Origin of the sequence: Gardnerella sp. DNF00038, assembly GCF_049262855.1 — a bacterium.
GTDB classification, from domain to species: Bacteria; Actinomycetota; Actinomycetes; order Actinomycetales; family Bifidobacteriaceae; genus Bifidobacterium; species Bifidobacterium vaginale.
The window spans coordinates 65,293-78,045 of record NZ_CP058407.1; the positions used below are offsets into that span (position 1 = coordinate 65,293).

General features: G+C 45.4%; 9 protein-coding genes. 6 read left to right on the plus strand and 3 right to left on the minus strand.

The window, feature by feature from the left end; genetic code table 11:
* Window positions 1-233 precede the first annotated feature (233 nt).
* Complete coding sequence (tgt, locus tag HXT19_RS00275) at window positions 234-1,535, minus strand: tRNA guanosine(34) transglycosylase Tgt (RefSeq protein WP_004116546.1); 1,302 nt, start codon at window positions 1,533-1,535, stop codon at window positions 234-236.
* Between the two features lie 365 nt (window positions 1,536-1,900).
* Between tgt and HXT19_RS00280 the strand changes: the two genes are divergently transcribed.
* Both HXT19_RS00280 and HXT19_RS00285 read left to right on the plus strand, forming a co-directional pair.
* A complete protein-coding gene (locus HXT19_RS00280; protein WP_422119686.1) occupies window positions 1,901-3,724 on the plus strand; it encodes a S1C family serine protease in 1,824 nt (607 codons plus the stop codon).
* 9 nt (window positions 3,725-3,733) lie between these two features.
* Window positions 3,734-4,444, plus strand: a complete 711-nt coding sequence (locus tag HXT19_RS00285; protein WP_422119687.1) for a nitroreductase family protein — start codon at window positions 3,734-3,736, stop codon at window positions 4,442-4,444.
* Between the two features lie 24 nt (window positions 4,445-4,468).
* Here the strand turns inward: HXT19_RS00285 and HXT19_RS00290 are convergent, their stop codons facing one another.
* Both HXT19_RS00290 and rlmB read right to left on the minus strand, forming a co-directional pair.
* Window positions 4,469-6,226 (minus strand): ABC transporter ATP-binding protein, encoded by a 1,758-nt coding sequence (locus HXT19_RS00290; protein ID WP_422119688.1) that lies wholly within the window; start codon window positions 6,224-6,226, stop codon window positions 4,469-4,471.
* A gap of 32 nt (window positions 6,227-6,258) precedes the next feature.
* A complete protein-coding gene (gene rlmB, locus HXT19_RS00295) occupies window positions 6,259-7,254 on the minus strand; it encodes a 23S rRNA (guanosine(2251)-2'-O)-methyltransferase RlmB (protein WP_019261477.1) in 996 nt (331 codons plus the stop codon).
* A gap of 213 nt (window positions 7,255-7,467) precedes the next feature.
* On the opposite strand from rlmB, the gene HXT19_RS00300 reads away from it, so the two are divergent.
* The 4 genes from HXT19_RS00300 to HXT19_RS00315 all read left to right on the plus strand — a co-directional run bounded on the left by HXT19_RS00300 (window position 7,468) and on the right by HXT19_RS00315 (window position 12,703).
* Window positions 7,468-10,425: a cation-translocating P-type ATPase gene (locus HXT19_RS00300; RefSeq protein WP_422119689.1), complete on the plus strand. Its 2,958-nt coding sequence runs from the start codon at window positions 7,468-7,470 to the stop codon at window positions 10,423-10,425.
* Window positions 10,426-10,515: 90 nt separating this feature from the next.
* Complete coding sequence (dcd, locus tag HXT19_RS00305; RefSeq protein WP_014554278.1) at window positions 10,516-11,097, plus strand: dCTP deaminase; 582 nt, start codon at window positions 10,516-10,518, stop codon at window positions 11,095-11,097.
* 323 nt (window positions 11,098-11,420) lie between these two features.
* Window positions 11,421-12,242, plus strand: coding sequence for an alpha/beta hydrolase (locus HXT19_RS00310; RefSeq protein ID WP_422119690.1), 822 nt, complete (start codon window positions 11,421-11,423; stop codon window positions 12,240-12,242).
* Complete coding sequence (locus HXT19_RS00315) at window positions 12,239-12,703, plus strand: nucleoside deaminase (RefSeq protein WP_422119691.1); 465 nt, start codon at window positions 12,239-12,241, stop codon at window positions 12,701-12,703. Before HXT19_RS00310 ends, HXT19_RS00315 begins: the two co-directional genes overlap by 4 nt.
* The last annotated feature ends 50 nt before the right edge of the window (window positions 12,704-12,753 follow it).

The following is a 12,753-nucleotide window of genomic DNA, read 5'->3' on the forward strand; positions in this document are numbered from 1 at the left end:
GCAAATATACACCTAGTGTGTTGCGTGACGACCTGCCTTCGAGCTTAGAGCGTAGCGCGAGAAGGCAATTCGGAGCGCTGAGCTTGCTCAAAGTTGAAAGCACAGTGTGCTTTCAACGCAAGCGAAGGCGTGAGCGCGCTTAGACCGCGCGAACGCAGAAACACCCAGCCCTCTCGCAACGTTAAGTAGGAAATTGCACAACAACAAGTAAGGATCGCGCAACACCAAGCAAATTATCCACGCGAGCCATTCTCATAATAATGGGCTAACGATTCATCTCTGAACTCTTCAAAATATCCGCCGTCAATCGACGCACGAATGTCGTCTAGAAGCTTAACAAAGAATCGCTCGTTGTGAATCGTAGCAAGCGTGTATCCGTTCATCTCTTTAGCGCGCAGCAAATGGCTAACATACATGCGCGAATAATGCGTGCAAGTGTAGCAATCGCATCCAGCTTCAAGCGGTCCCTGATCGTGCTTAAATTCGGCGCGCTTTACGTTGTATCGTCCGTGGCGAGTAAAAATCGCGCCGTTTCGGCCGCATCGCGCAGGGGCAACGCAATCAAACGTATCTCCGCCGTTTTCTACGCAAGCAAAAATGTCGTCAACTGCAGCAATTCCAAGCACGTGGCGAGGGCGATTTTCTGGCATAGCATCGCAGATCCAAGCGCAAGTGTCTCCAATAATGCGCTTTTCAATTGCTCCACCAATTCCGACGCCATCAAAGTCGAGCGAAGCAATCTGCTCTGCCGCGTGCCTACGCAAATCCTCGTAATTCGCTCCCTGAACAACGCCATACAACGCCTGATACGGCTTTCCTAATCGCGCCTCGGTTAATCGCTTGTGTTCGGCAACACAACGCTTAGCCCAGCGGAAAGTGCGCTCAACGGACTCTTCTTGATATCGACGAGTATTCATCAAAGTTGTAAGCTCATCGAAAGCAAACATAATATCCGCGCCAAGCTTGTGTTGAATACCCATCGAGATTTCTGCGCTAAATCGGTGAATTGAGCCGTTTAGAGGGGACTTAAAAGTAACGCCATCCTCGTCAACGAATGCCATACGCTCTTTACCTTCTGCAATAACATCGTCGGACTTCATGCCTGTAACGTCCATTGCAAGAGTTTTCTTAAAACCAGCGCCAAGCGAAAGCACTTGGAATCCGCCAGAATCCGTAAAAGTTGGACCATCCCAGTTCATAAACTTTGCAAGACCGCCAGCTTCGTCTAAAATGTCTTCACCAGGGCGCTCATATAAGTGGAATGCGTTAGAAAGCATGCATTGGCCGCCCAAGTCTTTTATTGACTCTGGCAGCACGGCCTTCATTGCGGCTTGAGTTGCAACAGGCACAAAAGCAGGCGTATGAATATCCCCGTGAGGCGTGCGAATCACGCCTGTACGCCCGTATCTAGCTCCATCTTTTCCTTTACCGCTTGCCGTATTTTCCAAACGTGTTTTTGTTGTAAACGAGAATTCTCTGCGATCTCCTGGTTTACCAGGCTCTGCTCCGCGTGGGTGTTCAATAAGATTAGTCATACCTTTTACTCTATTAGAAGGTATGACGATATGCTCATAAGTTGCGGCATTGTGCGCGGAAAAGTCGCCAGCAACCGTTCGTTAAATTTTACGTGTTTATGTATTTTCTATAAAAACCGCTAGCTAATTTTACGGTATTCATACGGTAACTATATGGTATTTATACGGCATTATATGGCTAAATATTCAGGTAATTTTAAGAGCAAAACGTTTAACTCATATTGTAAGAAAATTAAATCTTAGATTTTAACTTACGCTTTATTTGCGTGTAGAAAGATTAAAGCGCGTAAAAATCTCATATTAACTTGTATGAATGCGTGTAATCAGATTAGAGTATGTTGTGTTAAAAGATTTAAGGAGGATTAATGGCTGACGATATTTATGATTCTAAGGCCTATGATTCTAGTGAAGTGCAATCTGAGCAGTCTTCACAAGGACAGTCACAGACGGAGGAGACTAAGCAGACTGGTCAGGGTGAACCTCAGATTTATCGTCCTGCTCCGGAATATGGTGCATATGGTCCTGTTAATACTGGCGACGGAAGTGATGAAAATAATTCTGCAAACTCTTCGGTTGCTGGCGACTCTACTGCTAATGATGGTGAAGAATCGTCAAGAAACACAGTTAACGGAGATTATGCGCGTTCGGATGACAATTTGGATAATCCATTCTTGCCTTATGGTGATCCCTATAGCGGCAATATTAAAAATTCTAGATTTGGGAATCCTTATGATTTGAGTGATGATGCTGCTGATGGCGATGCTGGCGATAATCAGGATGATGCAGTTCATGGCGAAGTACAGGTCGTAAATCAGGGTTCAAATCAGAATCCAAATCAGGGTCCACATGTAGTGTACAAAAAGCGTGGCGCTAGAAAAGAGTCCAGAGAAAACTCAAATATAACAGTGGCGATTGTGTCGTCAATTATTTCTGCAGTGGTATGCGTTGTTGTAATGTCATTCGCTATTACTCAAGGACTAATTTCTATTCCAGGTTCGGGAACGCTTGCAGATGTAGGCACGCAATCATCTTCAAAAGGCACAGCAGTAGTAAAAGGTGGTCAATCTCCAGATTGGCGTTCGGTTGCTAAAAACGTTTCTGGCGGCGTTGTGTCTATTCAGGCGCGCAATGACAAGAATATGAGCAAAGGCTCTGGGGCAATAATTGACAAGCAAGGTCATGTTGTTACAAACAATCACGTTATTGCTGGAATGCAACAGTTGCAAGTAACGCTATCTAATGGCCAGATTTACAAGGCAAAGCTTGTTGGAACCGATAAAACTACCGATTTGGCTGTGCTTAAAGTAGACGGTTTACCAAGTAACGTAAAGCCAGTTGAATTTGCTGATTCTGATGCTCTTGCTGTTGGAGAACCTGTGATGGCAATTGGAAATCCTCTTGGTTACGACGATACTGCTACAACAGGCATTGTTTCCGCGCTTAATCGCCCAGTTTCCGTTATGGATGATCAGAGTCGTTCGGAAATCGTAACAAATGCTGTGCAAATTGACGCTGCAATCAATCCTGGTAATTCTGGCGGACCAACTTTTGATGCTGCTGGAAAAGTAATCGGTATTAATTCTTCTATTGCCGCAACTTCTGCTAGAGGTGGCACAGCAGGGTCTATTGGAATTGGATTTGCTATTCCATCCAATCTTGTTAAGCGCGTAGTAAACGAGATTATTAAGAATGGTTCTGTAAAACACGTTGCTCTTGGAATTATGGTTAAAAGCGTGAACGTAACGCAAAATAACATTACGCGCGGCGGCGCCCAAGTGGCGTCTGTAACTCCTGGCGCTCCTGCAGCAAAAGGCGGAATGCGTGCTGGAGATACAATCGTGGCGTTTAATGGAAAGCCTGTGACAAGCAATTATTCGCTTTTGGGATTTGTGCGCGCTACCGCTTTGGGAGATAAGGCAACAATAACAGTTGTTCGTGGTAACGGAACTGTCAATCTAACAGTCAAGTTTAACCAAGAAGAAGCTGCTGTTAATGGCGCAACTCGTCAAGACCCTCGATCCTTGAGGAAGCGCGGAAGTAAAAAGCCTGATTCTTCCGATAAGAAGAGCCAGAACAACAATGGAGGCGATTCTTCAGATGGAGATGATGATCCTTTGGATCAGCTCCCTCGAGGCGGAGACGACGATTCTGACGATGGTGGCATTTTTGACCCATTCGGTTTCTGGTAAACTGATAGCATGACTTACAAAGATTTTTGCCAACTTGCATCGGAGCGGTTTTCTGCACGTGACTTTTTAAACAAGCCGATTGAGCAAAACGTTTTAGAGTCAATATTGCACACTGCTTCTCTTGCGCCAAGCTGGAGCAACACAAGAGCTTATGCGCTTGCGATTGCGCAAGGTGGCAAAAAAGATCGCATTGTGAAAGCTTATTTAGATAAGTGCAATGCAATGCTTAAAGCCAAAGATAAGAGTTTGAGCGAATCTGAGCGCGCTCAGTTTGCTCAAGAGTCAGCGCCTAATGGCGACGTTCCTGTTGCAAAGCCGTACCCCGACGATTTAAAGCAGCGAAGCGCTAAACTCGGTCTAGCGTTATATTCGCATTTAGGAATCGAAAGGCACGATTTTGCAGCTAGGAACGCCCATACGCGCAGAAATTTCGAAGCTTTTGGAGCACCCGTTATTGGCTTTGTTTTAGCTAGACGCGATTTTATGCCATTTGCTGCAATGGATGCAGGTCTTATGCTACAAACGCTGTTTCTTGCTGCTAAAGATTTAGGCGTTGACTCTTGTCCGCTTGGAGTTTTGGCGACCTGGCGAGATCCGCTAGACGCGGAGTTTGATGTTCCAGAAAACATGGAGCTTTTAACTGGATTTGCGCTTGGGTATGCTAGCGATTCGCACACAAACGAGTTTAGAGCCGAGCATCCAAAGATTGAGCTGCTTTAGCGATTGCGAAACAATCGTTTTTGCCTATTTTATGTGTGCTTTGCGCTCGTAAATAGTGGCAGTGCTTTCCCAAACAAGAGCCTTCCAAGACGTTTTAACGTTGGAAACAGCGTGCGCATTGTAATGCGAAATGTTGTAGTTTAAAGCCAAGAAGTAGTACCACGGCTGGCTGGATTCGCTAACAAAAAATTCTGGCTCGCCCTTTGCAGCACAATCCGTCAACTCTTGTGCTTGCTGGCTTGCAGTAGGGCTTTCATTCGTTATAAAAGTCTTGTTTTTGTAAGCGCAATCTATAAGATTTTTAGAAAAATAAGGGTTTGCGCCTATTAAAAGCCACGAATATTGGTGAGTGTCGTTTTCTTCGTGAGAAATAACTTTTCCACTTTCGTCAACCTGCTCGTCGTTATGGAGCCAAGATGCTACAAAACGCTTATTTTGCAAGTGATTACTAGATATGTATTGTGATACAGCTCTAGAAGGCGAATAGTCAAACAGAATGTCGTTTACGCAAGCAAACGCGTTCCAAATTAGGCTTGGTGCAAGGATTATTGATATTAGTAGGTTGATTTTAAAAGCTTTGTTTTCGGTAATTTTTGTTTTATTTTGATAAAGATTAGTCGGCTTTATTTTAGCTAGTGCAGATTTTGTAAAAATGGCGACTTTAATAAAAATCGCAGGAATATCTTTTGTACTAAGCGGCTCTTTGATGTGACTAATCCAAAGTATGCTTAGCAGAAACACAAAGATTAGACCTGCGTGGTGAAGTGTAAAATAGCGAACGGCTACGATTGTAAGAACAAGATAAGGGATTACAAGAACTGTAAGAAGTTTTCTGCGCTTGGCGATTCTAATTGCAAATGCCCAAATCGCAAGACTAAAAATCGTGCATATTGTGATTGGCAAAAAGTCAAAAGGCATTCTTCGCATTGAAATATCGCCATAAAAGCTTGTGAACATGCTTTCGGAAGGCATTACAAATATAAAAGCGAAGCATTTTGCGATTGTTGAATTACCATCAATCGTTGCGCGAGTGGCGAATGCGTTTTTTGCTGGCCATACAAGAGCAAGGTTTGCAGCGCCAAAAATGGCGATTAATCCCCATGATATAAGTCGCGCCAAATTTGATGCGATTGTTGCTTTAATCGCGTGAAGAATGGAGCTAAAATTAAGAGTTTTGCTAATATTCTTGCTAAAAACTCGCCAAATCCAAGCAATTGTAAAGCCTGCAGCAAATGCAATCCCGTACACGCTAAGCAAGCACATAAACATAAGACTAATCGCAAGTTTCCAAGCGCTAGAAGTCTTAGAATCCGCACTATTCCAGTAATGTGCCGCTACTAGCAAGCTTAAGCAAAGCAAAGCGTATGGTCGCGATGTAACACCGTACTGGAAGCAAGCAAAATAAGTAAACGGAATAAGAAAAGTTGCAAGGCTGCTTGCGTGTTTAAAAGGTGACTTAAAAATAAGCCACGCACCCAGTAGGCTTGCGCAAACCAGTTGAATACCCTTAATTCCAAACTCGTATGGAACGCCATTTTTAGCTGCAATCGCAAGTAAAAGATTCCAAAAAGGAGGGTGACCCTCGTAATGCGTTCTAACGCTAATAATGTCTGCAAGCGACGAGTCGCGCGCAATCAGCCAGCTTTGAGCTTCGTCAAACCAAGGTTCGTGGAAACACATTACGATTGCAATAATCGCAATGTATAAAACAAAAGCTAATAATAAAGCCAATGTGCGCGCGTTATGTGAATCTTGTAAATTGCGTGGCTTAAAAATCCGCATTACTGTTAACTCTTAATTCGCAATGCTAATTACTAATTTTGACTCAAGGCGGCAAGCCTACGAGCGTTAGCAACAGCATACAAGCTGATTCCAGCTGCAACGGATGCGTTAAGCGATTCGACAGCGCTAGAGATTGGGATTCCAGCAATAGCATCGCAAGCTTCACGCGTTAGGCGACTCATGCCCTTGCCTTCGCTTCCAAGAACTACAACAAGCGGATCGGTTTCAAAACCAGTTTCGCCAACAAGCTTGTCGCCGCCGCCATCAAGACCAATCGCGTACCATCCGCGTTCGCGCAAACCTTGAATCGCCTTGTTTAAATTCACAACGCGAGCAACAGGCAAGTGTGCTGCGGCGCCTGCAGAAACCTTCCAAGCGGCAGCTGTAACAGATGCGCTCCTGCGCTCAGGCAAGATTACACCATTTGCGCCAAAAGCTGCTGCGGAACGAATAACAGCACCAAGATTTTGCGGATCGGTAACTCCATCTAGTGCTATAAACAATGGGCGCGCGTTAATGCGAGCGGCTGCAGAATCCGCCGCCTCCATAGCGCGAGACTTCTTTTCTGCGCGATCAACAAGCTCTTGCAGCGAATAATATTGATAAGGCTGCACTTTTAATATAATGCCTTGATGGTTGGTGCTGTGAGCAATGCGATCCATTTCCAAGCGATCCGCTTCCAAAAGTCGCAAGCCTTGCATGCCAGCAAGCTTAACTATTTCGCGCGTGCGATCGTCGTGCTCAATGCGATTTGCAACATAAAGCTGCGTGCTAGGAACGCCTACGCGCAAAGCTTCAAGAGCTGCATTTCGCCCAATTACCAACTCGTCGCTATCTGTGCCCAACTTATCTACTCTTCGTCTAGCTGCCAAACGCGGATCTGCAAATGTGCGCTTAATCGCAGCCTTTTTAGCGAAATAAGCTTTATGATACACGCGGTCTTCTGCCTTAGGAGTAGGTCCCTTGCCGCGCAATGCATTACGATGTTTTCCACCCGACCCCTTGGTCGGTCCTTTTTTCATAGCCATATTCCTATTTTCACATGCCCCCGAGGCATTGACGATGCTTTGGTGCTGCATTAGCGAGGCATTAGTATTTGGCGCTTTATGTGGCATAATAGAACGGTACTTAATTATTGTTATTGCAATAATCCACAACCGCGCAATAATCAAGATTTTGAGTCAACTTTGCGTAAAAATTTTGATTATTGACTACTCCGCGGCGCTCCCAAGGGGGAAAATATGGTTGATCAAAGCGATCAATCCAAAGATCCGTCATTGCAAGACGTGCAAAATGTTGCAAATTCGCTTAATGTAAACGTTTCTACGGGTTTAAGTAGTGATGAGGCGGCTAAAAGGCTCGCGCAATTTGGCTCGAACGTTTTAGCTAGCGCTCCTAAAACACCAGCGTGGAAGAGGTTCCTCGAACAGTTTAAAGATCCGCTTGTTTACTTGCTTATAGCGGCTACTATTATTTCCGCAATCGCATGGTTTGTTGAGCGCGCACAACATGGTGGCGAAAGTGGCGGCGAAGTTCTGCCGTTTGACTCAATAGTTATAATCGTGATTCTTATAGCAAACGCAGTTTTGGGCTATATTCAAGAGTCGCGCGCGCAAGAAGCAGTTGAAGCGCTGGCAAAAATGAGCGCTCCACAAACGTCTGTTCTTAGAGATGGGCGAGTTATGCGCATAGATACGGCGGATGTTGTGCTTGGAGATATTTTGGTTCTTGGCGAAGGTGATGCTGTTTCTGCAGATGCAAGGCTTATTGCAGCCGCTTCTTTGCGCGTTGCGGAAGCAAGCCTTACGGGAGAATCTGTTGCTGTTAGCAAGCGTCCAGAAACTCTAGCTTCGCCAAAATCTTTAGCAGACCGCACAAACATGGTGTTTAATGGCACTGCCGTAACGCAAGGCACTGGTCGCGCAATAGTCACTTCTACTGGCATGAAAACTCAGGTTGGAAAAATCGCGGATATGCTTTCTAGCGCGCAAGAAGAAGCCACTCCTCTCGAGAAGGAGATGGTTCGCGTATCTAAGGTTCTTGGAATCGCAGTGTGTATTATTGCAGCCGTTGTACTTGCGTCTATGTGGGCGCTTGAAGGATTCCGCACTATTGAAGATGTTATAGATTCTTTGCTTCTTTCCGTTTCTCTTGCTGTTGCTGCTGTTCCAGAAGGCTTGGCTGCTATTTTAACGGTTGTTCTTGCGCTTGGCGTGCAGCGCATGGTAAAGCATCATGCTGTTGTTAAAAAGCTTTCGTCTGTAGAAACGCTTGGCTCCGCATCTGTTATTTGCTCTGACAAAACGGGTACTCTAACTCGAAACGAGATGACTGTTGAGCGTGTTATAACGCCTAGTGGCCAGGTGCAGCTTACAGGTAGCGGATATAAGCCAGAGGGACGAATGGTTTTGCTTGATTCTTTAGATGCTGATTTGGCGGTTCCTCCAGCTCTAGCAACAGAGGTGATTGGCGCGCTCGGATCTGGGTATTTAGCAAACGATGGCGATTTGCACCATAATGAATCGTCTGACGCATGGCAGCCAGTTGGCGACCCTACTGAGGTTTCTCTTATTGTTGCGGCGCGCAAAACCAAGGCGGACAAGCGTTACGCGCATCTTAGTCGTGTTGCGGAAGTGCCATTTACTTCTGAGCGCAAACGCATGTCTGTTGTTGTTAAAGACGATTCGGATTCTGGAAATCTTATTGTTTGTGCAAAAGGTGCTCCAGATGTTTTGCTTTCTTATTGCACGCGAATCGCAGTGGCTGGCGCTGTTCGTCCGCTTACAGATGGCGATCGCGAAGAGATTCTTGCAAATGTGGAAAAGCTCTCTGGCGAAGCGTATCGCACGCTTGCAATGGCGTATAGACCGCTTGGCGTAGATAGTTTAGCTAAAGTTGACGGCATGGTTTCTAACGCTGCCGGCCAAATCGCAGATGTTGCTGAACAAAGTGATGTTTTGGAGTCTGATTTGATTTGGAACGGCATGGTTGCGATTATTGATCCTCCTAGAATCGAAGTTCGAGATAGCGTTGCTCAAGCGCATCGTGCTGGAATCAGAACTGTTATGATTACTGGCGATCACCCGCTTACCGCTGCTCGAATCGCTCGCGACCTTGGCATTATTGGAAAAGATGAGCATGCTCTTACTGGCGATGAGCTTGACGAGTTGCTTTCTAGAGACGATGACAATATTGCTTTCGACGATGCGATTAGCAAAGTGAGCGTGTATGCGCGAGTAGCTCCAGAACACAAGCTTGCGATTGTTTCCTCGCTACAAAGGCAAGGCAATATTGTTGCTATGACTGGTGACGGCGTAAACGATGCTCCTGCCGTAAAGTCGGCAGATATTGGCGTTGCAATGGGCATTACGGGTACGGAAGTCACTAAAGAATCTGCCAAGATGATTTTGGCAGACGATAACTTCTCTACAATCGTTGCAGCAGTGCGCGAAGGTCGCGGAATTTTCGACAATATTCGTAAATTCTTGAGATATTTGCTTAGTTCCAATGTTGGCGAAGTGTTCACCGTGTTTGGTGGTGTAGTGTTTGCTGGCGCTTTGGGAATTACGCAGCCAAACTCTGTTGGCGTGACTTTACCTTTGCTTGCAACGCAGCTTTTGTGGATTAATTTGCTTACGGATGCGGCTCCTGCGCTCGCAATGGGTGTTGATCCGCAAACGGATGATGTTATGAATAGGCGTCCGCGAAGGCTTACGGATAGCGTTATCGATAAGCCAATGTGGGGAGACATTGTGTTTATTGGTGTGATTATGGCAGCTATAACGCTGATTGGCATGGACATGCATTTGGCTGGCGGATTGTTTACAGACCGCTCCACAACTGTTTTAACTCATGCAGCTCAAATGACTCACGCGCGCACAATGGGCTTCACTATTCTTGTGTTTGCTCAAATGCTTAATGCTCTTGCATCTCGCTCGCATTTGCAAAGCGTGTTTGTTGGCTTGTTCGCAAATCGTTGGCTTTGGGGTGCAATCGCAGTTTCCGTAGTGTTGCAGCTTGCTGTAATTTATATACCATTCCTTAATGGCCCGTTTGGCACAGTTCCGCTCGACTTTATGGAGTGGGTGGAGTGCCTTGGGCTTTCAATGGTTGTGCTTATTGCTTCGGAGTTAAGAAAGTGCGTTTTGCGATTTATTGCTAAGCGCAAAGCTGCATCTTCTGTTGCAATTTCTGCCTAATATTTTCGACCGCGGCACGCGCTACACTTGGCATATTAGTGTATTTAAGTGTTTGTTTTACGCGGTTTTATCGCAAGGAGATTTGACGTTATGCTGTTGTCTGATCGCGACATTCTCAAAGCTCATGACGAGGGTCATATTGATTTGACCCCATGGACCCCACAAATGGTCCAGCCTGCGTCGATTGATGTGCGGCTCGACCGATTCTTCCGGTTGTTCAATAATCACGCTTACACCTACGTGGATCCTGCAGAAAATCAGGGGGAGTTGACTGAGCAGTTTGCGGTTGCCCCTGATGAACCTTGGATTTTGCATCCTGGCGAGTTTGCGCTTGGATCCACTTGGGAGTATGTGAAGTTGGATTCCACAATTGCTGCGCGCTTAGAAGGTAAAAGCTCTCTTGGCCGTCTTGGAATTTTAACTCATTCCACAGCTGGGTTTATTGACCCAGGTTTTGAAGGCCACATTACTTTGGAGCTTTCAAATGTTAGTACTTTGCCAGTTAAATTGTGGCCAGGCATGAAGATTGGCCAGATGTGCTTCTTTAAGCTGAGTTCTCCTTGCGAAAATCCTTACGGGTCTTCTGTTAATGGATCTCACTATCAAGGTCAGCGTGGTCCAACACCATCTAGGTCTTATGAGAACTTCTATCGCGCAAATTTGGAAGATTAAATTTATAAGATTAGAGTTGAAAATCTAGATTTGAAAGTCTAAATTTGTAAGATTAGCAACTAATATCAAGAAAAATCAGGGGAAAAGTAGTAAACTTTCAGGAACTTATCAGCTAACGTACTAGCAGCACTAAGGATTATGTGTTTTCATAATATTAGTGAAAAACTTAAAAAGTAATTCACGAAAGCTTATTCATATTTTTTCCTTTAATTTAAACCCCGACTTAAACGGTCGGGGTTAAATTTTTATGTAGCGTTTACGCTTAGCGCAGTGTTCGGGTTACAAGGGTTATAAATGCCAAAGCTGTGCCGTATGCTGTAGATATGACTAATCATAACGGTGTGATCTCAGATGAGTTCGACAACGGCGAGTTTGACAATAACGACAATAATGGCGTTTTTGGCAGCGAAGACAGTGCTGCAAGCGCTTCAAATGGTCTCCATGCTGGTCGCGAATCTAGCGTTGTTCCAGGACGTTTCGGCGAAGATTTACATGTAAACGCTGCTAAGTATTCTCGCGGAGAAGCGTCGGCTTACGCTACAAGACCTCTTCTTTTGCTTCTGCACGGGTGGGGTTCCAATGAGGATGATTTGCTTGATTTGCTGCGCGTTGTTGCCCCCTATAATGATGCGATTTCTTTGCGTGCTCCGCTTCGATTAGATCAAGGCGCTTACAGCTGGTTCCATGATGCTGTTCCTCAGGGAGATGACTTAGATCGAGATATGTATGCTGCAGCTGCTGCAATTGACGAGTGGGTTGCAGCGAACGTTCCTGAAGATCGCGCTGTTGTGCCATTTGGTTTTTCGCAGGGTGCGGCGCTTGCTGTTCATATTCTCAGGCTTAACCCTGAACGTTATCGTGCAGCCGTTGCGCTTTCTGGCTTTGTAGCTCCTAATATTGCCAAGGATATTTCTCTTAATGATGATGTTCTTGCAGATCTTAATACGCCCGTTTTCTTTGGTTATGGTTTGGATGATGCTGTTATTGCTCCTTACGAGTTTTCGGCGGCTGCAGCCTGGCTTGAGGAACATACGTGGTTGGAAGAGAAGCGTTACCGAGGGCTTGACCATGCAGTTCACATGGAAGAACTTGGCGATATTCGCTCTTGGTTTGCTTTGCACAATATTTCTTCGGGGCTAATGTGACTTTGTGCGCGCGCGAATATGTTCCGCTAATGCAAGAGGCATTGCGACTTGCGCAAGTTGCTTCCGATTGTGGAGAGGTTCCAGTTGGCGCTGTTGTTGTAGATGGTTCTGGTGTGATTATTGGCCGCGGCTCTAATCTTCGTGAGCGAGACTCTGACCCTCTTTCTCACGCAGAAGTTCTTGCGATTAAGCAAGCAGCAGAGAGTAAAAAGTCTTGGAATCTTAGTGATTGCACGCTTGTTGTTACTTTAGAACCTTGTCCTATGTGCGCTGGGGCGATTTTACAAACGCATATAAAACGTGTTATTTTTGGCGCATGGGATTCAAAACTTGGCGCATGTGGATCTGTTTGGGATATTCTGCGAGATCCTCATGTTGGCTCGCATCCGCAAGTTTTTGGTTCTGTTTGCGAATCGGAGTGTGTTCAGATTCTAAGCGATTTTTTTAAGAATTGCAGGTAGGTTTGATTTACTCAAGTCTTTTCTAGCTTTGTTTAGCCTTGTTCAATATA

Excerpts from the sequence above, each read along its gene's own strand:
- dcd (WP_014554278.1), top strand. The coding sequence starts at position 10,516 with ATGCTGTTGTCTGATCGCGACATTCTCAAAGCTCATGACGAGGGTCAT.
- HXT19_RS00285 (WP_422119687.1), top strand. The coding sequence starts at position 3,734 with ATGACTTACAAAGATTTTTGCCAACTTGCATCGGAGCGGTTTTCTGCA.
- HXT19_RS00290 (WP_422119688.1), bottom strand. The coding sequence starts at position 6,226 with ATGCGGATTTTTAAGCCACGCAATTTACAAGATTCACATAACGCGCGC.
- rlmB (WP_019261477.1), bottom strand. The coding sequence starts at position 7,254 with ATGGCTATGAAAAAAGGACCGACCAAGGGGTCGGGTGGAAAACATCGT.
- tgt (WP_004116546.1), bottom strand. The coding sequence starts at position 1,535 with ATGACTAATCTTATTGAACACCCACGCGGAGCAGAGCCTGGTAAACCA.
- HXT19_RS00300 (WP_422119689.1), top strand. The coding sequence starts at position 7,468 with ATGGTTGATCAAAGCGATCAATCCAAAGATCCGTCATTGCAAGACGTG.
- HXT19_RS00310 (WP_422119690.1), top strand. The coding sequence starts at position 11,421 with ATGACTAATCATAACGGTGTGATCTCAGATGAGTTCGACAACGGCGAG.
- HXT19_RS00280 (WP_422119686.1), top strand. The coding sequence starts at position 1,901 with ATGGCTGACGATATTTATGATTCTAAGGCCTATGATTCTAGTGAAGTG.